Here is a 25,353-nt window from a genome sequence, read left to right as displayed (position 1 = left end):
CATGGCTGAAGATCCGCCCAAGCCCGGCGGCCAAGAAGTCGAAGTCAAGGACAACGGTGCCGTGGTGGCGACCGGCGACGGGTCGGGTTCGTCCACATCGGACTACGACTCGTGGGGCTGGAAAGAGATCATGGCCCGCATCACCGGGTCGGCCGCGATCGGTGCCGAGGAGCGCTCCGAGCTGGGGGCGAGCGCCGCCTCGGACCCGCAGACGCTGTGGGACGCCGCGCTGAGCTTCCGCATGGTCAAGGAGATCCTCGCCTCCACGGGCAGGAGCATCGCCGAGCAGGCCAAGGCGCTGGGTGGCGAGGGCGGCCCGTGGCAGGGCGAGGCGTCCAAGGCCTTCATGGGGTTGATGGAGGAGTTCTCCAAGTCGTTCACCGCCCACGCCACGCAGATCGACGGCGGCGCGGCCCGGCTCGCCCCGGTGCCCGAACAGCTGTGGGCGGCGGGCAACTACCTCGCGTGGGCCATCAAGACGGTCCACGACATCGACCAGTTCTACGCCCGTGAAGCGCAGCGCATCGCCGCGATCAAGGGCGAGGACGTCATCATCGAGAGCGACAAGGGAAACCTCGTCCACATCAGCAAGTTCCCCGAGATCGTCAAGCTGCTCGACCGCGACATGCGGCAGGTGCTGAAGACCCTGGCGGCGGAGTACGAGAAGCAGGCCTACGACACCACCCTGACCACCATCCCGAAGCCGGACCCGTTGGGCGGTGGGCCCGACTCGAAGCCTCCCAAGATCAAGGTCCCGGAGATCAAGGTCCCCGGCTTCAAGCCGCCGGACATCAAGGTTCCGCCACCGTCCAAGGTCCCGCCGCCGGCCAAGATCGAGGTCCCGCCGCCGCCGAAGTCCGAGATCCCGCCGCCGCCCAAGGGCAAGGTCCCGGAAGTCCCCGAGATCAAGACGCCGGAGATCCCCGAGGTCAAGTCCCCGCAGATCCCCGAGGTCAAGTCCCCGGAGATTCCCGGCTTCAAGCCGTCGGACATGCCCGGTGGGAACGCCTTCGGCGGTGCCGGTGGTCCCGGGGACTTCTCCGCCACGCCACCGCCGGGCAAGTTCGACCCCGGCAGCCTCGGCGGTCCCGGTTCCGGACTCGGTGGCTCCGGCGCGGAGATCCCCAAGCCCGGCGAGTTCACCCCTGGAGCGGGCCCAGGCCAAGGCGGCCTCCCCGGCGGTGGCGGCGTGCCTTCGCCGAACTCGTTCAAACCGGGCGATTTCAACGCCTCCCAGCTTCCCGGCGGCAAGTCCGCCGGCGGGAACGTGCCGCCGCCCGACTTCAAGCCGGGTGAGTTCACCCCCGGCAACGGTCCCGGTGGCGGTGGCCTGCCCGGTGGTCAGGGGGCGGTTCCGCCGCCCGTCGGCTCGTTCGTGGGCTCCAAGCCGCCGGCGTCCGGTCGTGGCGGGAACACGCCTGTTCCCAACGTGCCGAAGCCCGGTGAGTTCAAGCCGGGTGACTTCAAGCCGGGCGAGCTCCCCGGTGGGAAGACGCCGCCCGGTGGCAAGGTCACGCCTCCTGGCGACTTCAAGCCCGGTGAGCTCAAGCCGGGTGAGTTCAAGCCCGGTGACTTCAAGCCGGGAGAGTTCAAGCCCGGTGACTTCAAGCCGAGCGAGTTCCCCGGCGGCAAGGTGTCGCCCGGTGCTGGCCAAGGTGCGCCTCCGGCTGACTTCACGCCGGGCGAGTTCAAACCGGGTGACTTCAAGCCCGGTGAGTTCAAGCCGGGCGAGGTGCCGAGCCCCCAGGACTGGACCGCGGGCAAGGGTTCGGGCGCGTCGAACGACGACCGCAACGCCCTCGGCGGCGGCGGTATGCCGATGATGCCGCCGGGTGCGCCTGGTGCGGGTACCGGTGGTGGTTCGGGTGCTGGGGAGCGTCCGGACGCCTCGGGGCTGATCGGTGGCGAGGTGAAGCCGTGGGAGGGCTCCAAGGCCCCCGGCCTGGGCGACCCGCACGGCGGCGTCCCCGAGCTGCCGTCGACTCCGGAGGAGTGGGCTTCGTCCCAGCACAACACTCCTTTGCTGCCCGGCGGCATGACCGGTGGCGGGCAGCCCGGTGGGATGCCGATGATGCCGCCGGGTGCGCCCGGTGCGGGTACCGGTGGTGGCTCGGGTGCTGCGGAGCGTCCGGACGCCTCGGGGCTGATCGGTGGCGAGGTGAAGCCGTGGGAGGGCGTCGACGCTCCCGGTCTGGGTGAGCCGCAGGCGATCGGCCAGGTGGGGGGTAAGCCGGAGGAGTGGGCTTCGTCCCAGGGCAACGGCTCTGCGATGCCCGGTGCCGGCATGCCCGGTGGCGGTATGCCGATGATGCCGCCGGGTGCGCCCGGTGCGGGCACTGGCGGTGGTTCGGGCGCTGGGGAGCGTCCGGACGCTGCCGGACTGATCGGTGGCGAGGTCAAGCCGTGGGAGGGCGTCGAGCTGCCCGGTGTCGGTGAGCCGCAGGCCATCGGCCAGGTCGGTGGTAAGCCGGAGGAGTGGGCTTCGTCCCAGCACAACGGCTCTGCGATGCCCGGTGTCGGCATGCCCGGTGCCGGCATGCCCGGTGGCGGGATGCCGATGATGCCGTCGGGTGCGCCCGGTGCGGGTACCGGTGGTGGTTCGGGTGCTGGGGAGCGTCCGGACGCCTCCGGGCTCATCGGCGGGGAGGCCAAGCCGTGGGAGGGCGTCGAGCTGCCCGGTGTCGGTGAGCCGAACACGCCCGGCCAGGAGAAGAGCACGCCGGAGCAGTGGAGTGCGGCACCGCAGGGCGCTGCTCAGCCTGGTGCCGGCTCGCCGATGATGCCGCCCATGCCGATGGCGCCCGGACAGGGCGGCGCGGCGGGTGGTGCCGGCGCGGCCGAACGCTCGGACGCGTCCGGTCTCGTGAACGGTGAGACGGCTCCGTGGGAGCACGCGTCCGCGGTGCCCACCGGTGATCCGGGTGGTGCGGAGGCGCCGCGTGGGCGGCCGGAGCCGTGGACGCAGGACGGGTCGGTGCCGCAGGTTCCTGCGCTCGACGTTCCCGCGGCCCACGGTCCGGGGTCGGAGGTCCTGGTGCCACAGGCTCCGGCGCCCGAGGTTCCTGCGGCCCACGTTCCGGCGGCCGAGTCCCTGGTGCCACAGGCTCCGGCGGCCGGTGGCGTGGTGCCGCAGGTTCCGGCGCTCGACGTTCCGGCGGCTCACGTTCCGGCGGCCGAGGCCCAGGTGCCCCAAGCCCCTGCCTCCGAGCACCCGGTGGCTCAGCCCTCCGCGCCCGAGCCCCCGGCACTCCAGCCGTCTGCACCCCAGGCGGCGCCACAGACACCGGCGTCTCAGGTACCGGTGCTGCCGATCATCCCGGCGGTTCCGCCGGTCCCGGTGGCTCCGGCAACCCCGGCGGCACAGGCGACTCCGGCAGCCCCGGCAGGTCCGGGGGAGAGGCGCCGCGAAGACGCCCTCGTGGGCGTGCCGTTGCCCATCACCGACACCCCGGCCGGAGCACCACTGACCGAGCCGCTGATCGCCCCGTTCGACGACGACCGCGTGGCGCTCGTCCACGCCGGCGGGGAAGAGGACTTCAGCGCGTGGGACGCCGGTGCGTCGGGTGGGCTGCCCTGGCTGCCCACCGCCGCCGCACTGCGGGAGGAGAGCGCGCCGGAGAAGCCCGACTACACGTTGCGCGACTCGACGGCGTGGGGGCACAGCGCGGGACGCGAGGGGGTTGTGCGGGTGCAGGAGGAGACGGCTGCGCGGCCGATCGAGATGTCGTCCTACCTGCCCCGGTTCGACCCGCACGTGTCGGGCCTGGGGTGCGCCGGTCTCGACGCCCCCGAGGACGAGGAGCCGGTGGACAACACCGACGACGAGCAGGACGAGGAGGACGAGCGCACGTCGGCTGACCTGCTCAAGCAGGACACCGGGGTGTGGGCGGACAGCGGCAGGAAGAAGGCGGCGCCGGGGGTGATCGAATGAGCACCGTCACGGCGAAGCGGGGGCCGCGTGCCGAAGGGCCCCCGATGCCGGAGGGTCAGGAGGAACTGCAGGAACCACCGGTGATGCCCGAACCCGCCGTGCGGGACTTCAGCTCGGTGCTGATGTTCCTGCCCATGGCGCTCGGGCCGATCGCCATGATCCTGATCTTCTCCTCCATGGGATCGAGCGGCGGGTCGCCGTTCATCTTCATCATGGCCGGCGCGATGTCGATCGGCATGGTCGCGATGGCGATCAACCAGCTCTTCCGCAACGCGGGGGAGCGCAAGCGCAAGCTCGACGCGGAACGCCGCGACTACCTGCGCTACATCGGGCAGCTGCGGCGGCGGGCCAGGGAGACGAGCAACGAGCAGCGTGCGGCCGTCGCGTGGGACAACCCCGACCCGTCGTGGCTGTGGTCGGTCGCCACCGGACCGCGGCTGTGGGAACGGCGGGGCAGCCACGACGACTTCGCCCGCGTGCGGATCGGGCTCGGCACCCAGCAGGCGGCCATGGAGTTCCTGCCGCCGTCGACCAAGCCGATCGAGGACCTCGAACCGCTGTCGGCGATCTCGCTGCGGCGCTTCAGCGAGACCTACCGGACCGTCACCGGCATCCCGATCTCGGTGGGGCTGCGCAGCTTCACGAGCATCGAGCTCGCCGGCGAACCGGACGCCGTCGTCGGCCTGGTGCGCGCGATGATCGGTCAGCTGGTCACCTTCCACGCGCCCGACGAGCTGCGGATCGCCGTGCTGACCGCGCCCTCGAACCAGGCGGACTGGGACTGGGTCAAGTGGCTGCCGCACCTCGCGCACCCCACCGCCCGCGACGCCGCCGGCCCGTTGCGGATGCTCACCTGCGACCACGACGAGCTGGTCGACCTGCTCGGCAAGGACGTCACGGACCGCGGCGACCACGACAAGTCCGTCCTGCCCGGTGTGGTGGAACCGTTCGTGGTGGTCGTCGCGCACCTGGCGTCGATCCCCGAGCACTCCCCGCTGCTCGGCCCCGGCCTGCGCAACACGGTGCTGCTCGACGCCACCGGCGCGCTGCCCGGTGGTGCGAAGGTGCTGCGGCTCACCTGCCGCGACGGTGAGGTCACCTACCCGGTCGGCGACGAGACCGGCACCGCACGGCACGACTCGTTCGGCGTGGTGCAGGCCGACGCCCTCGCCCGGCTGATCGCGCCGAAGCGCACCAGTGGCACGGTCGACGTCGTGGACCGTCCTTTCGAGACGGACTTCGAGCTGCCCTCGCTGCTGGGCATCCGCGACCTGCACACGTTCGACGTCAACGCGATGTGGCGGCAGAAGACGCCGCAGCGCGCCCGCCTCCAGGTGCCGATCGGCGTCACCGAGGACGGCGAGGTCGTGGAGATCGACCTCAAGGAGTCGGCGCAGGGCGGCATGGGACCGCACGGCATGCTGATCGGCGCCACCGGTTCCGGCAAGAGCGAGCTGCTGCGCACCCTGGTGTGCGGGCTCGCGGCCACGCACTCGTCGGAGACCCTGAACTTCGTCCTGGTGGACTTCAAGGGTGGCGCGACGTTCCTCAACATGGAGAAGCTGCCGCACACCTCCGCGGTGATCACCAACCTCGCCGACGAGCTCCCGCTGGTCGACCGCATGCAGGACTCGATCAACGGTGAGATGACGCGGCGCCAGGAGATCCTGCGCGAGAGCGGGTACTCGTCGCTGTTCGAGTACGAGAAGGCCCGCATGACCGGTGGCCAGCTGCCGCCGCTGCCGACGCTGCTCGTGATCGTCGACGAGTTCTCCGAGCTGCTGAGCGCCAAGCCGGAGTTCATGGACCTGTTCGTCTCGATCGGACGGTTGGGCCGCAGCCTCGGCGTGCACCTGCTGCTCGCCTCGCAACGCCTCGACGAGGGGCGGATCCACCGCGTCGAGGGCCACCTGTCCTACCGCATCGCGCTGCGCACCTTCTCCTCCATGGAGTCGCGCAGCGTCATCGGTGTCGCCGACGCCTACGAGCTGCCTCCCGGTCCGGGCAACGGGTACCTCAAGTTCGACACGACGACGTTGACGCGCTTCAAGGGCGCGTACGTGTCCGGTCCCTGCCTCACGAGCGCGCCCGAGCAGGGTGCGATCAGCGGTGAGGACCGCGCGGCGGGCGAGATCGTGCCGTTCTACACCCAGCCCAGCCCGCGCGTGCACGAGCTGCGGCAGAGCGAGCCCGCGGAACCGGAGGCCAAGCAGGAGAAGGCGGAGACGCCCGCGGAGGACGCCCCGAGCGTGGTGGAGGTGCTGATCGGCAGGCTCGCCGGTGCGGGACCCGCCGCCCGCCAGGTGTGGCTGCCGCCGCTGTCCGCGTCGCCGAGCCTCGACGCACTGCTGCCCAGCGTGGTGCCGCACCCCGAGCTCGGCATGTGCGTGGACGACCCCGGCACCCGAGGACGCCTGCGGGTGCCCGTCGGCGTCGTCGACCTGCCCTACGAGCAGCTGCGCGAGCTGCTGGTGGCCGACCTGTCCGGAGCCGACGGGCACGTCGGTGTCGTCGGCGCCCCCATGAGCGGCAAGTCCGCGTTGCTGCGCACGCTGGTCCTCGGCCTGGCGCTGACCCACACCCCCGAGGAGGTCCAGTTCTACGGGCTCGACTTCGGTGGCGGCGGCATCATGTCGATCAGCGGTCTCCCGCACGTCGGTTCGGTCGCGACCCGCATGGAACGCGACCGCGTGGTGCGCACCCTCGAAGAGGTCGTGCAGGTCATGGAGCTGCGCGAGGCGGCGTTCGCCGAGCACGGCTTCGAGTCGATGGCCGACTACCGCGCCGCACGGCGCGCCGGACGGGTCGAGGACGCGCACGGCGAGGTGTTCCTGATCATCGACGGCTGGTTCACCCTGCGCCAGGACTTCGGCGACCTGGAGACGAAGCTGACCGAGATCGCCGCCCGTGGCCTCTCCTTCGGTGTCCACCTGGTGGTGTCCTCGACGCGCTGGTCGGAGATCCGGCCGTGGCTGCGCGACGTGCTGGGCACGCGGTTCGAGCTGCGCCTCGGCGACTCGATGGAGTCGGAGGTGCAGAGCCGCAAGGCCGCCACCGTGCCGAACCAGCCCGGTCGCGGCCTGACCAGCTCCGGTTTCCACTTCCTCGCCGCCCTGCCCCGGCTGGACGGGTCCTCGGCGACCGAGGACCTGGCGAGCGCCACCAAGTCGTTCGTGGAGGAGGTCCGCACCTTCTGGCCGGGCCGCAGCGCGCCCGGTGTGCGGCTGCTGCCGACCCGGCTGCCGATCGTCGACCTGCCGAAGCCGCAGAACGGCGGCCTGAAGGTGTGCCTGGGCCTCGACGAACAGCGCCTGAACCCGGTGTGGCACGACTTCAACGCCATCCCGCACCTGTTCGTGATGGGCGACGCGGAGACCGGCAAGACCAACGCGCTGCGACTGGTGATCCGGTCGATCGTCGAGGGCTTCCCGCCGGGTGAGGCCAAGATCCTCGTCGCGGACTCGCGCCGCGACCTCGACGACATGGTGCCGGACGAGTACAGGATCGGCCACGTGGTCAGCTCGGACGCGCTGACCGAGCTCGCGACCAAGGCCGCCGTGTCGCTGCACAAGCGGGTACCGGGCCCGGACATCTCGTCCGAGCAGCTGCGCCGGCGCGACTGGTGGGAGGGACCGCAGCTGTTCGTGGTCGTCGACGACTACGAGCTGATGACCTCGGGCACCGGCATGGGCACCCCGCTCGACACGCTGCTGCCGTTGCTGGCGCAGGGCGTCCACATCGGGTTCCACCTGATCGTCGCGCGCAGCAGCGCGAACGCCCTGCGCGGCATGATGGACCCGGTCATGCGCCGGCTGTGGGAGCTCGGTTCGCCCGCGCTGCTCTTCTCCTACCCCAAGGAGGAGGGGAAGTTCCTCGGCGAGGCCGCTCCGCGCACCCTGCCGCAGGGCCGCGCCCAGCTGGTGACGCGACGCGGCGTCAAGTTGATCCAGACCGGTCTCGTGCCGGTCGACAAGTCGCAGGACGAGCCGGCCGGTGTCGGCGCGTTCGCGCGGAACGAGGGCATGTGACGACGACCTCCGAACTCTGTCGCATCACCGTGCACGGTCCCAGCGGCAAGGCCGACCTCTCCGTGCCGGTCTCGACGACGGTGGCGGTGCTGCTGCCGACGCTGGTGCGGCACGTGGTGCGCGACCACGACCGGGGTCACGAGGGTGAGCTGTACGGCTCGTGGGTGCTGCAACGGCTCGGCGGCGCCCCGTTCGACCCGGAGGGCACGCCGGAGACGCTGGACTGGCTCGACGGCGAGCAGTTCCACCTCTCCCGCGCCGAGGACCCGTTGCCGGAGCTGGACTTCGACGACGTGGCCGAGGGCATGGCCACGGCGGTGAACCGGCAGGGCAACCGCTGGAACGAGGCGGTGAACCGGAAGCTGTTCCTCAGCCTGAGCGGGTTCGTGCTCCTCGCCATCGCCGTCTCGCTGTTCGAGAACGCGAGCGCGGTCGCGGCGACGATCACGGCCGGTGTCCTGGCGCTGGTGCTGTGCCTGGCCTCCGTGCTCGTCGCGCGCACCATCGAGGACGGCGTGCTCGCCGGGCTGATCGGGGTGGCGGGCTGCGGGTACGCCGGACTGGCCGGCCTGATCGGTGTCGCCGGCGTGGACGGGGCGCTCGCCCTGGACCCGCACGGGGTGCTGATCTGCGGCGTCGTGCTCATGGCGACGTCGGTGGTGTTGCTGGTGGTGCAACGGCTGCTCGCACCGAAGCTGCCGATCGTCCCGTTCGGGTGCGCGGCGGTCGTGGGCGTGGCGATGGTGCTGGCGGTGTGGCTGCACCTCGGGCTGGAGCTGACCCGCCTGCAGATCGCGGCGTCGTTGATGAGCGCCTTCTTCGCACTGCTGCTGTTCGCGCCGAAGCTCGCGACGAGGGTCGCCCGGTTGCGCGGCCCGCAGCTGCCCCGCAACGCCGACGAGATGAAGATCGACGTCGAGCCCATGCCCGCGGCGCAGGTGATCGAGCAGACCGGGACCGCCGACCGCTACCTGAGCGTGCTCGCGACGGGGGCGTCCGCGGTGCTCGCCGTCGGGTTCGTCTACCTCGTGGCGGACCCCGGCTGGCTCGACTACACGCTGAGCGGGCTCTTCGCGGCACTGGTGCTGCTGCGCTCCCGCGAGTTCCTGAACGTCGGCCAGCGCACGTCCCTCGCGCTGGCCGGCACCTGGGGCGCGGTGCTGCCCGCTCTGCACATGTTGTCCGGTATGAGCGACCTGGAGCGCCTCTTCGGCGTGCTGATGCTGTTCGCCGCCGCTCTGCTGCTCGTGCTGGCGGCGCTGCGCCCGTCCTACCGCCGGGTGCTGCCGATCTGGCCGCACCTGAGCGACGTCGTGGAGAACCTGCTCTGCCTCGCGCTGGTGCCGTTCGTCCTGCACGCACTGGGCCTCTTCGCCTGGGCCCGCGGACTGGCGGGGTGAGCGGTGCAGACCAAGAAGGACCACGTCCACGCCTACCAGACGCTCGTCGGCCGGATGAGCTCGGCGTTGTTGCTGGGGGACACCAACTACAGCGAGGCACCCGCGCGGCGCGCCCTCATGGGCCTGGTGTTCGGGGTGGTGCTGGCGCTGCTGATCGGCGTGGCGTTCTGGGTGTACGGCCTGATCAACCCCGGCGGCAACATGGCGTGGAAGAAGCCCAACGCCATCCTCGTGGAGAAGGAGAGCGGCGCGCGGTTCGTGTACGAGCGGGGACAGCTCGTGCCCGTGCTCAACCACGCGTCCGCGATGCTCCTCAAGGGTGCCGGTGCCAAGGTCGAGTCCATCTCGCGGGCGTCGCTCGCCGCTCTGGAACGCGGCCAGCCGGTCGGCATCCCCGACGCGCCCGACCCGGTGCCCCCGGCCTCCTCGCTGGTGGCCGGGCACTGGCTGCTGTGCCTGCCGCGCAGCGCCGGCGTCGAGGTGGAGGGCACCGGTCTGATGAGCATGACCGTCGACCCCGACGTGCCCTCGGCTCCCGTCGCCGGGACCGAGTACCTCTGGGTGGCGTCCACCGAGGGCCAGCAGTACGTGGTGTGGGGCAACCGGAAGCTGCGGCTCACCGACCCGCTCGTCCCCCTGGCGCTCGGGCTCGGCGGGGGCAAGCCGCCCGTCGCGCCGCCCGTGTGGCTCTCCGCGCTGCCGGACGGCCCCGAAGTGGGACCGGCGGTCATTCCCCAGCAGGGCAAGAAGAACGTGGACGTCGGGGGTGTCGCGCGGCCGGTCGGCACGGTGTTCCGGCACGTGGCCGGCAACGGCGTCGAGAACTTCTCCGTCCTGCGCGAGGACGGCCTGGCCCCGGTGTCGCGCACCGAGGCCGTGCTGCTGCAGGCCAAGAACGGCGGCGCCGCCGTCGAGATCGGGTCCGAGGCGCTGGCGAGCGCACCGCACTCGGACGACGACTCGCTCGTGAAGCGCGTTCCCGACCTGCTAGCCGCGAAGCCGGTTCCCGCAGGGGAGCGCGCGTTCTGCCTGCGCCAGCAACCCGACGGCGCGGAGGTCGTGAGCCAGGCCGTCACGGTCGACCGCGCGGACGCGGGGTTCGGCATGAACGAACGGGTCGGGGTGCGCGCGAAGCCCGGCACCGGGGTGCTCGCCGCGTCGGTGCCCGCCCCGAAGGGTGCCGGTGCGAAGCCCGACCGCTACCTCATCACCGATCGCGGCCTGAAGTACCGGCTGGCCGACGACGACAGCATCAGCGCACTCGGGTTCGGCGGTGTCGCACCGGTACCGGTCGCCGCCGGGGTGCTGGCGCAGATTCCCAGCGGTCCGGGCCTCAGCCGGGCCGCCGTGGGCGTGAGTGGGAAAGGACGTGGCTGAGTGAGCCTGCTGACCAGGAGGCCGGATCACCGCGGTGGTGACCGGGACATGACCAGTCACACGATCGGCAACGCCCTCGTGGTGCACCCGCGCGATGTCCTGCGCGACGAGGTCCGCGACATGGCGCTGAACCTCGCCGCCGACCCCGACCACGAGCTCGTCGTGGTCGACCTGCCACCGTCGAGCACGTTCACGACGTGGGAGTCCGCGGCGAAGCTGTTGCCCCGCAAGCGACGTGGCGTGCGGCTCGTCATCGGTGGCCGCACCAGGGAGACGACGGTGCTCGCGGGCCAGTGGTTCTCCGAGCGGCTCGGCCGCACCGTGATCGCACCCGACGGCACGGTGATGCCGGGCGTCGGCGGCTCGCTCTTCGTCGACGCGGGCTGGGGCACCGGATGGGTGCGGTTCCAGCCGGGCAAGCCCCCCAAGCGGGACGGCAAGCGCTTCCCCAGGCCCACCTGGGAGACCGTGTCCGCGCTCGCCGAGGTCATGCCGACCAGCGCGAGCGCGGTGAGCGAGCCGTTGCCCGGCGGGGTGTGGCTGCGTCCGCGCGGGTCGGAGAGCCTGCTGATGCAGCACCGGCAGCGGCTGATCGAGACCATGCCGTGCCAGCCCGACGTCTGCACGATCGTGCTGGGCTGCCCCGGCGCCCCTCCGATCACGCTCTACGACATCACCCGGTTCTGGAGCTGGCTGCCCCAGGACCTGCGGGCCAAGCTGCGCGTGGTCAGGTTCGGCCCGATGACGCTGCCCGACAGCGGCCCGTACGGCCAGCACGTCGCCGACGCGCTGGGCGAGCAGATCACCTGCTACAACGGTCTGCCGGTCGGGTCGCGCACCGATCCCCGCATCGTGACCCTGCGCTCCGACGGCACGCCGGGCTGGCAGCCGTTCGCGCTGGAGGTGGCCTACTTCCCCGCCCAGCAGGGGCAGGCCGCACCGCTGCCGGCCCTGCTGAGCTACCGGGACCCGCTGTTCGGCATCGAGGAGGTCGAACCGGCCGTCTACCGGTACACCCAGGACGTGCTGCTGGAGGTCGTCCCCGCGGGGCTCTGGGTGCGCCTGGAGCAGGAGGTCGCCCACGCTCCGGCGGTCAGGACGGCCGAACCGGACGGCGAGCGGCACCTGGTGCTGTTCGAGGAGGGCGTCGACGCGGTGGCACCGGAGGTGCGGCGCGCGGCCCAGGACCTGCTGGGCAGGCTCGACTCGCAGACGCGCCGGGTGAGCGAGCTGGTGCCCGCACTGGCGGTCGCGCGGCAGCGCAACCAGGTCGGCGGCAAGGCGTGGGGCGTCGTGGAACAGCAGCCGGCCGAGCCGGTCGCCGCTCCGGTGCTGACCCCGGCCACCGAGGTCGCGCCGCTGCCGCTGCCGGTGGCCGAGCCCGCTGTCCCGTCGCTGCCGGCCCCCGCACCGCACCTGCCGCGCGAGTTCACCACGGCGCCGACCGACGCGCCGTTCGCCCTGGAGCCGTCGTTCGAGACGGCGACGGTCCGCCTGGAGAACGGGCAGCTGGTCGCGGACCCGCTGCCGGCGCAGTCACCGCTGATCTCCGAGTCGGCGCCAGCGCCGGCGTCTTCCGCGCCAGTGCTGGACTTCGGACCGGTCTCCGCGCCTCCGGCGAGCACGCCACCGCTGCTCCCGCCCTCGGCACCCGACCTGACCGTCGCCGAACCCGCTGCTGCTCCGCCACCGGAGCGTCCGGCCGAACCCGCGGTCACCGAACCCGCGGTCACCGCGCCTGCCGCGACCCCGGCCGAGGAACCGCCTGCGGCAGAAGAACCGGCACCGCCGCAGGCCGCGGCACGCCCGGTGGTGACGGTCGTGCAACCGACCCCGGCGGCCGCCGCGGCGGCGCTCGTTCCGCAGCGCGGGCTGGAGGAGGAACGGGGCTGGCTGCGCCGCACGCTCAGCCAGGAGTACGCGGCCGTGGCCAACTCCGTGAACCGCGTGCTGTCGGAGCACCCGGGGTTCCAGGGCGCGATCGAGCGGTCGTCCGGCGCGGTGCTGACCGACGCCGTCGCGATCCGGCTGTACCTGTCGCCCAGCGGTGACGGCCTCGACCAGTCCCTGCGCTCGGGCGGGGTCGGCCCGCACGTGCCGTTCGCGCGCTGCGTCGTGTCGGGGCTGAGCAGGCTGCCGTCGCACCGGGGACCGGCGGTGTTCTCCACCTCCCTGACCGAGCAGGAGCTCGACTTCTACGGCGGTCGCAAGCTCGTCACGGAGTGGGGCTTCATCAACGCGTTGAGCGCGCCCTGTGCGCGCCAGTCCGAGCAGAACGACGTCGACGTGCTCGTCTGGTCGATGACGGCCCGGCGGACGAAGCTGCTGGAACCGGACGTCGACGCCGTCGCCGACCGCGTGCTCTTCGTGCCGGGGACGAGTTTCAAGGTGCTGGAGCTGACCCCTCCCGCTGACGGTGCGCGCGGCCGGTTGCTGCTGCGCGAGCTCGCCGCCGGCGAGATCGACCCGACGGGCAAGGTCGACCGCAACCGCGAGGCGCTCGACGAGCTGGCGCTCAACTCGTTGCGGCGGTGCGTGCAGACCTGGGGGGCGGGCACGCAGGAGGCACGGGTCCCCGAGTCGTCGCTGGCGCGCTTCGTCCAGCGGCCGGGGCTCACCAGGACCACGACCCACGAGGAGAGCTGATGAACCGGCAACTTCTGGTGGTCGCCACCGACCGGCCGGGCGCCTACCCGACGATCGGCGCCGCGCTGCGGGAAGCCCGCGACGGCGCGACCATCAGCGTCCTGCCCGGCCGTTACGAGGAGAACCTCGTCATCGAGCGGATGGTCACCATCACCGCCGAGGACGGAGCCGGCACGGTGGAACTCGTCGCCCAGACCGGCAGCGTCGCGGTCGTGGCCGCCGCGGCGGCCCAGTTCTCCGGCCTGGTGCTCACGTGCACCGACTCCGGTGTGCCGGCCGTCGACATCCGGGCCGGTGAGGTCGCGCTGAACGACTGCCGGGTCTCGGCGTCCTCGTGGGCGGTGCTCGTGCAGGGGCGGGGGAGCCTGGTCCTGCGCGGGTGCGCCATCACCAGCACCGGTGGCGCGGGCATCGTCGTCACGTCGAGCGTGCTCAGCACGGTCGAGGACACCGAGGTGGTCGGCAACGCCTCGTCCGGCGTCGTGGTGACCGAGGACGGCAACCTCGTGCTGCGCCGGGTCGCCGTGCGCAAGGCCGGTGGCAACGGCATCTGCGCCAACGGCCGCGCACGGCTGGTCGTCGAGGACTGCGAGATCGTCGAGGCGGACAAGCCCGCGCTCGTCGTGGAGCAGGAGGCGAACGCGGACGTCCGGGGCGTCAAGATCAGCCGGAGCGCGAGCCTCGACCTCTACGTGCGCAGCACCGGCGACGTCACCGTCACCGACTCCGTGTTCACCGGCGCGGGCGTGCAGTCCGCGCACATCGCGGGCGGTGCCTCCCCCCGGTTGCGGGGCTGTCACTTCACCTCGGCCGGCCGCAACGCCGTCTACGTCACCGGCGGGGCCTCACCCCGGTTCGACGACTGCCGCGTCGGCGCCAGCCCGGTCGGGGTGGTCGTCGACACGGCGTCCAAGGCCGTGTTCGGCAAGCTCACCGTCGAGGGCAGCGACCGCGGCGCCGTGCTGGTCGACTCCGGGTCCACGGTGGAGCTCAAGGGCTTCCGCACCACCCCGGCGAGCGGTCCCGCCGTCCTGGTGAAGGGCCAGTCCCGGCTGGTGCTCGCCGACGCCGTGATCGACGTCGGTGACGCGGCGGGCATCTCGCTGGCGGAGTCGGCGCAGGCCGAGGTGACGGACGTGCGCGTCACCGGGTCCGCGGAGCACCTGGTCACCGTGCTGAGCGGAGCACGGGGCGAGTTCGCCTCCACCCTGGTCCGCGGCGGCGGTGTCCACGCGAACGACGCCTCGCTGTCCATGAAGGACAGCGAGGTGATCGCGGCGGCGGGAGACGGCCTCAGCGCCGGTGCGGGCAGCGTCCTGCAGGCGGTGCGGTGCCGGGTGAGGTCGGCCCGGCGGCACGGCGTGCACCTGCTCAGCGGCGCGCGGGGAGAGGTGCGCGGGTGCGAGATCACCGACAGCGCGGGCGACGGCGTCCTGCTGGACACCGAGGAGGCGGTGACCGTCGCGGACTGCACCGTCACCGGCAGCGGCGGCAGCCCGGTGCGCCGCGCGGTCGAGCACGAACGGCTGTCCGTCACGGGGATCACCACGGGTGAACAGGCCTCCCAGCGGCCCGCGCAGCCCGCGGCTCCCGCGCCCAGGCCGGCCGCGCCGGAACACCCCTCCGGCACCGCGTCCCCGGCGTCGTCCGCGCTCGGCGGTGCGATGGGCGCCGAGCTGGACGGCCCGCTGGCCGAGCTCGACTCGCTGATCGGCCTGGACGGCGTGAAGCACGAGGTGCTCGGTCTGATCAACCTCATCAAGATGTCCCAGCGGCGGCAGCAGATGGGCCTGCCGATGCCGCCCATGAGCCGCCACCTGGTCTTCGCCGGCCCTCCCGGCACGGGCAAGACGACGGTCGCACGGCTCTACGGCTCCGTCCTCGCGGAGCTCGGCATCCTCGCCAAGGGACACATGATCGAGGTCGCCAGGGCCGACCTGGTGGCCCAGTACATCGGTGCGACGGCCATCAAGACGGCCGAGGTCGTCACGAAGGCGATGGGCGGCGTCCTGTTCATCGACGAGGCCTACACCCTGTCGAGCGGGTCGGGCGGCAGCGGCCCCGACTTCGGTCAGGAGGCCATCGACACGTTGATGAAGATGATGGAGGACCACCGCGACGAGATCGTGGTGATCGTGGCGGGCTACTCCGAGCTGATGGAGCAGTTCCTCGCCTCCAACCCCGGTCTGGCGTCCCGCTTCTCCCGCACCATCGAGTTCCCCAACTACAGCGTCGACGAGCTCGTCACGATCACCACCAACCTGTGCCGCAAGCACTACTACGAGCTGACCGACGACGCGGTCGACGCGCTCACCGACTACTTCGAGCGCGTGCCCAAGAACGACACGTTCGGCAACGGCCGCGTGGCCCGCAAGCTGTTCGAGTCGATGGTGAACAACCAGGCGTCCCGGCTCGCGCTGGCCCCACCGGACAAGGACACCGAGCTGAACCGGCTCACCGGCCAGGACCTCGCCGCCGAGGTCACCGCGCTCGGCGAGGTGGCGCCCAGGACCGCGGGACCGGACTCGGCCACGAACCCCGTCGCCGCCGTGGAGGCGACGCTCGGCTGGCAACGCGTCGTCGCGATGTCCGGGCTCACCGGCGTCCGCGAAGCCCTGGGCCGCACCCTGGTGCAGCTGTGCGGGCTCAAGGCGCGCAACAAGGGCGTCGGCCGGCACGCGAACGTGGTGCTGTCGGGCAGCAAGGGCATGGGACGGCGCGCGGTGGCCGCGCACTACGCGCAGGCACTGGCGGAGCTGCGGCTGGTCGACTCCGGTCACGTGACGCGGCTGTCGCTCGGCACGGACCTGTGCCCGCGCTGGCCCGGACAGGCGATGAGCCTGATGGCCACGGCCTTCGACGACGCGCGCGGCGGTGTCCTGCTGCTCGACGTGGACGACGAGTGGGCCGCCGACTCGGCGGAACGCCGCATCGAGGTGCTGGAAGCCTTGGTGGAGGTGACCCGGCGCAACCCGGCCGGACCCGTCGTCCTGCTCAGCGGTGAGGACCTCGCGCTGGCCCGTCTGCTGGAGTTCTCCTCCGAGCTGAGCGGGTGCTTCGCGCAGCGGTGGGACTTCGAGGACTACGACGTGGACCAGCTGGCGGCACTGGTCGTGCGCCACCTGACCCGCCGCGGGCACGAGGTGCCCGAGGAGGTGACGACCGCACTGCGCGACCTCCTGCCGCACACCCGCGGCCGGACGGCCAGGGACGTGCACCGGCTCGCCCAGCGGCTCGCCACCACGGCGGCCTCCCGCACCCTCACCGCCGCCGACCTCGAACTGCTCATGAGGAGCGGGACGCCGCGGGTCGCCGCGGAGGAGGGGCTGGCCTCCGTGGGCTGAGCAGCCAACGCGACCAGCGGTTCCAGCCCGGGCTGGAACCGCTGGTCACGTCAGGGGGAAGCTCAGGAGAGGTCGGCGCAGGGGGTGACCGGCGCCGAACCCGTCGTCCCCAGGGGTTCCCACCGCACCTCGGCGAACTTGGCCTCGAACGCGCCGGTGGTGTGCACGAGGAACGGCACGTCGACGGCGGCCGTGTCCAGGCCCTTGCCCGCGAAGCAGCTCAACGGGATGCGCATCGTCGTCTTCTGCCCGACCGGCAGCCGCTGCAACGGTTTCGTGACGTTGAGCTGCGCCGCGCACGGGTAGCCGCAGTGGGCGGCGAGCGACACCTCGGCGGTGGGCGCCTTCACGACGACCACGTCGAAGGTCAGGGTGCCCGACTTCAGGTAGGACGTCGCGTCCAGCCGGCCCTGCGGGTTCTGCACGTAGAACTGCGCCGCGCCCTTGCCGGTCCACGTCACCTGCCGCCCGTCCTTCGAGCCGTTGACGTCGGCGGGGCGGACCGCGACCGCCTGCTGCGAGGCCTTGCCGTCCGCCGTCAGCGCGGTGCCCGCCCAGTTGGCCTCGGAGCCGACCATGCTGTGGAACGGCGCCACGTCGCGGCCGTCGTGCAGGAACCGGGGACCGGAGGACGCCGGGGGAGCGCTGGTGCCGTTCGCCGCGGCCGGGGCCGGCGGTTCGCCGGAGTCCTCTCCCGAGGTCAGCACCACCGCCGCGGTGATGGCGCCGGCGGCCAGCACAGTCACGGCCGCTGCCGCGATCACCGCGGTGTTCCGCTTGCGCGCGGACCTGGTGGGCGGTGTAGTCGTGACGTTGCGACGCCGCACCGGGAGCTCGTCGACGGAGGCGACGGGCCGGATGCCGGGCATCGACGGGCCTGTGGGCAACGACGGGCCTGCGGGCGACGGGCCTGCGTACGGTGGCTGGCCTGCGGGCGATGAGGCGCCCGCAGGCACCGACGGACCCGAGGGAGTCGGCGGGGTCGCGTGCACCGGCGCGCCCACGGGAACCGGCCCGACCGCAGGAGCCTGCGGCCCCGCCGGGTGTCCGGGCACCGCGTGAGCAGGCACGGCGGACCGGTGAGCAGCGGCCGGCACGGCAGGGGAGCGCTGAAGCGCGTTGCGCGCCAGGGCAGCGGCGCCCAGGGCGACGGAGAGCTTGGGGTGCAGTCCGGCGCGGAGCGGTTTGCCGACGGCCTTGGACAGCGTGTCGGCCACCAGGGGGATCTGGGAGGACCCACCGACGAGCAGCACGCTCGCGAGGTCGTCCGCGCGCAGACCGGCCGACGAGATCGTGCGGCGGAACGCGTCCGTCGTGAGCGCGAGCTGGGGTGCGATGGCACGTTCGAAGTCCGCGCGGGTCACGGTCACCTCGCGGGTGCCGTCGGGGAGGTCCAGCCGCAGCACGGTGTCCGTGGCCGCGGACAGCTCCTCCTTCGCGCTGCGGCACGCCTCCCGCACCGACAGCAGGACGCGGGCCTGCTCGGCGTCGGCCGCGTCGAGCCGGGTGATCTCGCCGTCCACGCGCTGGTCCACCAGCGCGAGGAGCGAGTCGTCGAAGTCGATGCCGCCCAGCCGTTCGACCCCTTCCGGGGTGCCGAGGATCTCCATGCCGTGCCGCCGCGCCTGCAGCACGGTGGCGTCGAAGGTGCCGCCGCCGAGGTCGTAGACACCGACGATCTCGCCCTCGCCGAGCCTGCGTTCCACCGAGTGGTGCATGGCAGCGGCTTCTGGTTCGGTGACGATGACGGCGTCCTGCACGCCCGCCAGCCGCGGCACCTCCGAGAAGTGCTCCCGGCGGTACGGCCCCCACACCGCGGGGCAGGTCAGCACGACCGACTCCGGTGGCCGTCCCCGCATCGCGGTCGCCAGCGAGACCGCGTCGCGCAGCTGCGCGGCCATCAGGAGCGCGGGGGACCGCACCACGTCGCAGATCTTCAACGGCGTCGGGTCGGCCAGCCGCCGCTTGTGGGAGTGGGAGGCCCGCAGCGGCTGCTTCCTCGACTCCCCGTCCGCGGCGTCACCGGTGATCAGCTCGCCGCCCTCGGTGGCGAACACGACGGAGGACACGACGACGTCGCGGCCGAGCGGGATGGCACGGGTGCCCGAGGCGTCCGACACCGCGGCGGCCGTGTAGGTCGTGCCGATGTCGACACCCAAACCGTAAGACATGCGAGTACTCCATGGTGTTTGCCGCACTGCGGTGACATCCCAGTCAACTGGAGATCGCGGCACCCAGCCGGAACTCGAACCGAACAGGCAGACATGTCTGCCTTCGACCGGCCCACGCGTCCCGGTGACCGCGGAGCCGGAGCGGTCTCAGCCGATGAGCGTCCGCGTTCGCACGGCAGCGGTGACGGACCTCGCCGGGCGCAGGCCGGGCGGAACCACCGCCATGAAGGCCGCCAGCACCGAGCTGGCGGACGGCAGCCGGCGGTCGTCGGCCTTCGGGCAGCGCACCCAGCTCCTGTCCTGGGCGGTCGCGGCGACGTGCACCACCGGCAGCTCGACCGTGCTGGGTGCCATCAGGTAGCGGACGCCACCGGGCATCTGGCACTGCCCGAGCACGGCACCGTCGGACTCGGCGAGCACCACCGCGGTCCTCCCGCGCCGGTCCAGCACAGTGGGAGGCATCTCGATCCCGCTGTGCTCCATGACCTTCCGCGCCCGCAGGAGAAGGGAAGCGGTGGTCTCGAACGCGACCAGTCCTCCGCCGAGCGACAACACGATCGACCTGCCGGCGACCGCCGTGTTCCAGAGCATGCGTTCGCGGTACCACCGCGCGCCGGCCTGCGCCGGCTCCGGCTTGGTGAGCACCATCGGCCACCTCCTCGCTGAGCACCCGTGAGCGGGTGCGGTTCCGAGGTTAGGAGCCAGTTCCGCTCCGGTGTGGGAACAGGTGCTCAGGGGCAGCGCGGTTCTCCCTTGCGGTCCACCGGCCGGTGTACTCGCCGACACCGTTTCGTGTGCGTTCAGGCAGAACCCGACCGCGGCCGGTGTGATCGGAATACAGTGGCCGACGGCTGATCCAGCCGTTGTACGCCGCGCCACGGTGTACCCGTCCCGGGTTCGTGCCAGCAGGCCGGGCCCGGGACGCAGCCGTCGGGTGTGGTGTCCAATTAGGACAGGTTTCGGCAACCGCCACTGCGATCGGTGAGAAGCGGGCGAACAATCGTCCACAATGGATAACAGGCGTCAGCGGCCGATCGTCATCGTCGGGCTGGCGGTGCCGTCCAGCACCGCGCTGAGCCCCGCTGACACCTCGGTCAACCAGGACACCGTCGGCTCACAGGCGTTGCCGCGCACCTCTCCCCGTTCGTCCGCCACCGCGGTGATGATGACGAGGACGAGCCGGATGCAGCCCAGCCAGGCTTCCGCTTCCGCGCGGGAAGCGAGGTGGACGACGCCGGTCGTGGACGACAGCGCGCACCCCATGAGGCGAGCGCGGGACGAGACGTCGCGCAGGCACGTGGCCGCTGAGAGGGAGTGGACCCAGTCGGGTTCCTGTCCTCCGATCTCGGCCAGGAGGATCGCGGTGGCCCTCACGTCGCTGTGCAGCGAGGGGTGCGGCCAGGCCCACCCGTCCGGTGTCGTGTCGAACAGGGCGAGGTGGTGGTCCAGCAACGAGACGAGCCCGTCGGCGTAGCTGCGCAGCACCTCGATCTCGTACCTGCTCAGCACTCCGACGTAGGTGGAGTCGCCGCAACGGTCCCAGCTGATCATCGGGACTCCTCCGGGTCGTCGGGTGTTCACCAGGTCGAGTGAGGATGCTCGTCCGACGGCCGGAGGTTCTCGACTTCACCTGGGCTTTCGAGTCCGTTTGGGCATGAACTGTGCGCGAACACCCCTCCCCGGGCCGTGCGGGGGCCACGGTCGCGGACCGGGTGTGATCAGGTGCCGTTTCGGGCGGAACGACCTCGTCGGGGCGTGTCACCGTGGGAGGGGCCCGCCCGAGGAGCTCGGAAGGCCGTCCGGACAACGGAGTTCGATGACCGCGACCTGCTGCGCGGCGAAGGTGGGGATGATGTTCTGGCCGCCTCTCCAGGGCGACCGCGGGGGTTCCGCGTTGGTCGTGAGCGTCGACGCGCACGTCACGTCGTTGGTGGCGGACTCGCTGGACGCGGTGGACGTGCGGGTGGTGCACCCGGCGCCCGGCTTCGAGTCGCTGCGCCGCCTGGTCCTCGACGAACCGCCGGGAAGGCTCGCCCTGGTCGACCTGGCGGCCACCGGGCGGCGGGGTGCACACCTGATCAGGGCGCTGCGCACGCTGGGGTGGAGCAGCGTGCTGGCGGTGGTGCCGCAGCACGACGAACAGGCGCACGCGGCGGTTCTCGACGCGGGCGTGGACGGTGTGCTGGTCCGGCCGGACACCCACCCTGCGCGGGGTGGCTGGGCCGGCCGGGTCCTGTCGGGGGACCTGTGCCCCGGCGACCTGACGGCGCGCGAGGTCGAGGTCATCCGGCTGGTGGCGGCGGGCTGCACCAACAGCGGGGCCGCGAGGCAGCTCGGACTGTCCCCCATGACGGTCAAGTCCCACCTGGAACGCATCGGGAGGAAGCTCGGCACGGGCGACCGGGCGGCGATGGTCCTGCAGGCCCTGCGCCGGGGGCTCATCTGGTGACGTGACGACACCGGGAACGGCCCGCTGTCACCTGCTGTCGATCCACGCCTGCGTCTGCAGCGAGCGGAGGGCGTCGTGCCACGGGTGGTTCGGGTTGTTCTCCACCAGCTCCAGCTTCTCCCGCATCTTGCCGAGCACCGCCGGTTCCTCGTCGTCGTCGAAGAAGTCGCCCTGCAGCAACCGGACGAGGTCGAGCCGGTGCTCCGGATCGCGGATGTACGAGCTGAACAGCACGTTGAGCCGGTAGTAGAGGACGATGAAGTTGCGCCACCACTGGGTCGCGTTGCGGCTCTTGCGCTCGAACTCCGCGAACGCGGCCTTGGAGAACCCGGTCGGAGCGGCGGCGATGATGCTGCTCGCCGCGAGCCGTGCGCTGCTGAGCGCGATGCCCACGCCGCTGGAGAAGATCGGGTCGACGAACCGGGCCGCGTCACCGACCAGCACCCACCCGTCGCCGCACAGCTCGCGCATCGAGTAGCTGTAGTCGCCCTCCGCCTTGAACGGGCGCAGCCGCCGTGCCGAGCGGAGTGCCTGCGCCAGCGGCGGGCGCGTGCCCACCCACTCGTCGAAGAACTTCTCCAGGTCGGCGCTCGCGCCGCGCAGGCGCGACTTCTCGGTGACGACGCCGACGCTGGTGACGGTGTCGGAGATGGGGATCTGCCACATCCACGAACCGGCGAACGGCAGGAAGTGGATGATCGTGTAGTCACCGATGCCGGTGGTGCCGCTCGCGGCCTCCCGGTCGAGGCCCTCGAACCAGCTGTGCACGGCGTACTGGTTGAACGCCGGGTCGGGCACCTTGAGCTTCAGCTGGCGGCCGAGCAACGTGCCGCGTCCGCTCGCGTCGACCACCATCGGCGCGCGCACCTCCGACGTGACCCCGTTGTGCCGGTACACCACCCGCTTGGTCTCGCCGTCGAGGTCCACCCGCAGCACCCTGGCCTGCTGGCGCACGACCGCGCCCAGCTCGGCGGCGTGCTCCAGCAGGATCGTGTCGAACCTGGCCCGGTCGACGTGGTAGGTGTAGTCGAACGCCACACCCGTCTGCTCGCGTTCCGCGAACCGGAACTCGACCTGCGGGATGCTGAAGCGGGCCCGCCGGCGCCGTTGCACGCCGTCCGGCAGCGGGAGGTCGTCCGCGGAGGCCGTCCAGGCTGCGCCGTACTTGCGGGCGAAACCGGCCTTGTCGATCTTGTCCAGCACGCCGATCTCGTCCAGTGCCACCGTGGACCTCGGCACCAGGGACTCACCCACGTGCTCGCGCGGGAACGAGTCGCCTTCCAGCACGATGCAGCGCATGCCCGCCATCGCCAGGTAGGACGCGGTGGTGGAGCCCGCGGGACCGCCACCGATGATGCACACGTCGTAGACATCCGTTGTCACGGTTGGAGCCTCTCTGAACGGTTGTCCTGCTCGCTCAACGCACGGCGGTCCACCTTGCCGTTGGTCGTCCTGGGCAACCGGCCGGCAGTGCGCACGAGGTCGGGAACGAGGTGGGGAGCGAGCCGCGCCGCCAGGAAGCGCTTGACCTCGCCTGCGCGCAGTGGCTGCCCGGAGCGGGTGCTGACCCACGCGACCAGTCGTGCCAGGTGCCCGGAGCCGGTGACGGTCACCGCTGCCTCGAGGACGTCCGGGTGGGTGTGCAGCACCGCCTCGACCTCACCCGGTTCCACCCGGTAGCCGCGGACCTTCACCATGCCGTCGCGCCGCCCGAGGTACAGGAACCCGCCTTCTGGCAGCCTGCGCACGACGTCACCGGTGGAGTACGGGCCCTTCAACGGCTCGTGGCCGAGGTAGCCGGTCATCAGCGTGGGACCGGAGACCACGAGCTCGCCCTCCTCCCCTGGCGCCGCGATGGTGCCGTCCTCGCGCACGGCCCAGATCTCGTCGCCCGCCGCGGCCGTGCCGATCGGGACCGGTTCCGACCGGTCGGCCGGGATGTCCCCGACGCGGTGGCTGGCGCAGACGTTCGTCTCGGTGGGGCCGTAGAAGTTGTGGAGGGCCGCCGACGGCAGGCGTTCGCGCAGGACCCTGAGGTGGGCGACGGGGAACACCTCTCCCGCGAACACCACGGCGCGCAGCGGCAGCCGGGGCACGTCGAGCAGGTGGCCGAACTCCATCATCATCGTCAGCGCGGACGGCACCGAGTACCAGACGGTGATGGCGTGGTCCACGACGAACCGCACGAGGTCCCGCGGGAGCGACAGCTCGGGGACGAGGTGGACCGACGCGCCCGACCGGAACGCCGCGTAGAGGTCGAACACGGAGAGGTCGAACTGCAGCGGCGCGTGGTTGGACAGGCGGTCCGACGGGGTCACCTCCAGCTCGGCGGCCGCCCAGGTGACGAACGCGGAGGCCGCGGAGTGGCTGACGCACACCCCTTTGGGCGTGCCGGTCGAGCCGGACGTGTAGAGCACGTACGCGAGGTCCGCGTCGGGCGAACGCTCCACCGCCGGCCGCGCGGCGGGTCTGGCCGCCCACCCGCTGAGGTCGTCCTCGGCGACCAGCGCGGGCAGGGGTGGCAGCGCGGAGATCCGGCTTCCGGTCGTCACCACGGCGGCGGGCCCGCAGTCGGCGATCAGCGCGGCCACCCGTGCCGGGGGAGCGCTCGGGTCCACCGGGACGTAGGCCGCGCCCAGCCGCAGGACGGCCTGGGTGACCGCGACGGCGAACACCGACTTCGGCGCCCACAGCACCACCCTGTCACCCGCCGCCACACCGAGCGACGCCAGCTCGCGTGCGAGCACGTCGGCTCGCACGTCCAGCTCGCGGTAGGTCAGGTCGCCGTCCGGCCCGCACACCGCCAACGCCTCCGGTGTGGCCTTCGCGAAGCCGGAGACGTGCTGTTCGAGCCTCATGACCGCAGCTGCGCCGCGATGATGTCGCGGTGGATCTCGGACGTGCCGGAGAACATGACCGCGGGAACGGCGTCGGCGATCGCCTGGTCGACCCCTGACCCGGCCATGACCCCCATCGCGCCGTGCAGGTGCACCGCGTCGAGTGCGTTGAGCTTCGCGGCCTCGCTCACCGCCAGCTTCGCGAGGGAGACGTCGAGCGGGGTGGCTTGCCCCCGGTCCCGGCGCCAGCACGCGCGGTACAGCAGCAACCGCGCGCCCTCCAGCCGGAGCTTCATGTCCGCGAGCCGGTGCGCGACGGCCTGGTGCCGCGCGAGCGGACGGCGGAACTGGCGGCGCTCACCGGTGTGCGCGACGGTCGCGGCGAGCTGCCGGTCCATCGCGCCCACGTAGGCGGCGAACAGGCACGTGCGTTCCCAGTCCATCGAACCGGTGAAGATCGCTCGCCCGTCGCCCTCCTCGCCCAGCCGGTTCTCCACCGGCACCACGACGTCGTCGAAGTAGACCGGTGCGAGCGGGGACGAGGCCAGCCCGGTCTTCGGGAGGGGAGCCCCGACCGTGACGCCGGGGGTGTCGCGGGGGACCACGAACGCGCTGATGCCCAGGTAGCCGCTGCTCGGGTCGGTGCTCGCGTACACGACGAACACGTCCGCGAGAGGTGCGTTCGTCACGTAGTTCTTCGTGCCGTTGAGCAGGTAGCGGTCGCCGTCGCGGACAGCGGTCGACCGCATCGCGTACACGTCCGAACCCGCCTCGGACTCGGTGATCGCGTTCGCCGCGACCCACTCGCCCGAGACGAGCCGCGGCAGCACCTCGTCGCACAGCGCCTGCGTTCCGTGCTCGGCGATCGGCATCCCGCACGCGAACGTGTGCGCACACGCCGAGAACACGAACCCCAGGTCGGCATGACCCCTGGCGAAGGCCTCGACGGCGGTGCAGGTGCTCACGGAGTCCAGCCCGAGACCTCCCCACCGTTCGGGAACGCTCAGGCCCAGCAGGCCGAACTCCGCGCAGCGCCGCCACTTCCGCCTGCTGAACCACGGGTCGCCGGAACGGTCGTGCTCGTCGGGTGCGTTGAGCGCCAGGCCGAGCTCGTGGCTGCGCCGGGCGAGCAACGACTGGTCCGGGTCCGGTGCGAAGTCCATGGGCTCC

Annotated in this window: 13 protein-coding genes; 7 read left to right on the top strand and 6 right to left on the bottom strand. The window is 72.1% G+C overall.

Going from position 1 to position 25,353, the window contains the following annotated elements; all coding sequences use genetic code 11:
- Position 1: 1 nt before the first annotated feature.
- The 6 genes from ACVDFE_RS31305 to ACVDFE_RS31280 are packed head-to-tail and all read left to right on the top strand — an operon-like array spanning position 2 to position 16,726.
- A complete protein-coding gene (locus ACVDFE_RS31305; RefSeq protein WP_458433020.1) occupies positions 2-3,931 on the top strand; it encodes a hypothetical protein in 3,930 nt (1,309 codons plus the stop codon).
- Positions 3,928-7,959: a type VII secretion protein EccCa gene (gene eccCa, locus ACVDFE_RS31300; protein ID WP_360388245.1), complete on the top strand. Its 4,032-nt coding sequence runs from the start codon at positions 3,928-3,930 to the stop codon at positions 7,957-7,959. The genes ACVDFE_RS31305 and eccCa overlap by 4 nt, the downstream gene beginning before the upstream one ends.
- Positions 7,956-9,359: a type VII secretion integral membrane protein EccD gene (gene eccD / locus ACVDFE_RS31295; RefSeq protein ID WP_458433019.1), complete on the top strand. Its 1,404-nt coding sequence runs from the start codon at positions 7,956-7,958 to the stop codon at positions 9,357-9,359. The genes eccCa and eccD overlap by 4 nt, the downstream gene beginning before the upstream one ends.
- Positions 9,360-9,362: 3 nt before the next feature.
- Positions 9,363-10,736, top strand: coding sequence for a type VII secretion protein EccB (gene eccB / locus ACVDFE_RS31290; RefSeq protein ID WP_458433018.1), 1,374 nt, complete (start codon positions 9,363-9,365; stop codon positions 10,734-10,736).
- Between the two features lie 48 nt (positions 10,737-10,784).
- On the top strand, positions 10,785-13,382 hold the full coding sequence (locus ACVDFE_RS31285) for a hypothetical protein (protein ID WP_458433016.1): 2,598 nt from the start codon (positions 10,785-10,787) through the stop codon (positions 13,380-13,382).
- Positions 13,382-16,726 carry a right-handed parallel beta-helix repeat-containing protein gene (locus ACVDFE_RS31280; RefSeq protein ID WP_458433015.1) on the top strand — a complete coding sequence of 1,115 codons (3,345 nt, stop codon included), beginning with the start codon at positions 13,382-13,384 and terminating at the stop codon, positions 16,724-16,726. Before ACVDFE_RS31285 ends, ACVDFE_RS31280 begins: the two co-directional genes overlap by 1 nt.
- 62 nt (positions 16,727-16,788) lie before the next feature.
- Here ACVDFE_RS31280 and ACVDFE_RS31275 read toward each other — a convergent pair whose 3' ends face one another.
- From ACVDFE_RS31275 to ACVDFE_RS31265, 3 genes are all read right to left on the bottom strand, one after another.
- Complete coding sequence (locus tag ACVDFE_RS31275; RefSeq protein ID WP_458433014.1) at positions 16,789-18,897, bottom strand: Hsp70 family protein; 2,109 nt, start codon at positions 18,895-18,897, stop codon at positions 16,789-16,791.
- A 147-nt stretch (positions 18,898-19,044) separates the two neighbouring features.
- A complete protein-coding gene (locus tag ACVDFE_RS31270) occupies positions 19,045-19,545 on the bottom strand; it encodes a hypothetical protein (protein WP_360388261.1) in 501 nt (166 codons plus the stop codon).
- A gap of 375 nt (positions 19,546-19,920) precedes the next feature.
- Complete coding sequence (locus tag ACVDFE_RS31265) at positions 19,921-20,448, bottom strand: DUF2017 family protein (RefSeq protein ID WP_458433012.1); 528 nt, start codon at positions 20,446-20,448, stop codon at positions 19,921-19,923.
- A 265-nt stretch (positions 20,449-20,713) separates the two neighbouring features.
- On the opposite strand from ACVDFE_RS31265, the gene ACVDFE_RS31260 reads away from it, so the two are divergent.
- Entirely contained in the window at positions 20,714-21,346 is a 633-nt protein-coding gene (locus tag ACVDFE_RS31260) for a helix-turn-helix transcriptional regulator (RefSeq protein ID WP_360388266.1), read from the top strand.
- A gap of 27 nt (positions 21,347-21,373) precedes the next feature.
- Here the strand turns inward: ACVDFE_RS31260 and ACVDFE_RS31255 are convergent, their stop codons facing one another.
- Genes ACVDFE_RS31255 through ACVDFE_RS31245 form a run of 3 tightly spaced genes read right to left on the bottom strand, consistent with a single transcriptional unit; the run spans position 21,374 to position 25,346 of the window.
- Complete coding sequence (locus ACVDFE_RS31255) at positions 21,374-22,729, bottom strand: NAD(P)/FAD-dependent oxidoreductase (RefSeq protein WP_458433011.1); 1,356 nt, start codon at positions 22,727-22,729, stop codon at positions 21,374-21,376.
- Positions 22,726-24,204: an amino acid adenylation domain-containing protein gene (locus ACVDFE_RS31250; protein WP_458433010.1), complete on the bottom strand. Its 1,479-nt coding sequence runs from the start codon at positions 24,202-24,204 to the stop codon at positions 22,726-22,728. The genes ACVDFE_RS31255 and ACVDFE_RS31250 overlap by 4 nt, the downstream gene beginning before the upstream one ends.
- The gene (locus ACVDFE_RS31245) at positions 24,201-25,346 is read right to left on the bottom strand and encodes an acyl-CoA dehydrogenase family protein (protein WP_360388273.1); all 1,146 of its coding nucleotides are present in this window, start codon (positions 25,344-25,346) and stop codon (positions 24,201-24,203) included. The genes ACVDFE_RS31250 and ACVDFE_RS31245 overlap by 4 nt, the downstream gene beginning before the upstream one ends.
- Positions 25,347-25,353 lie beyond the last annotated feature (7 nt).

Source organism: Lentzea chajnantorensis (genome assembly GCF_054300775.1).
This window is presented reverse-complemented; position numbering and strand designations above follow the sequence as displayed.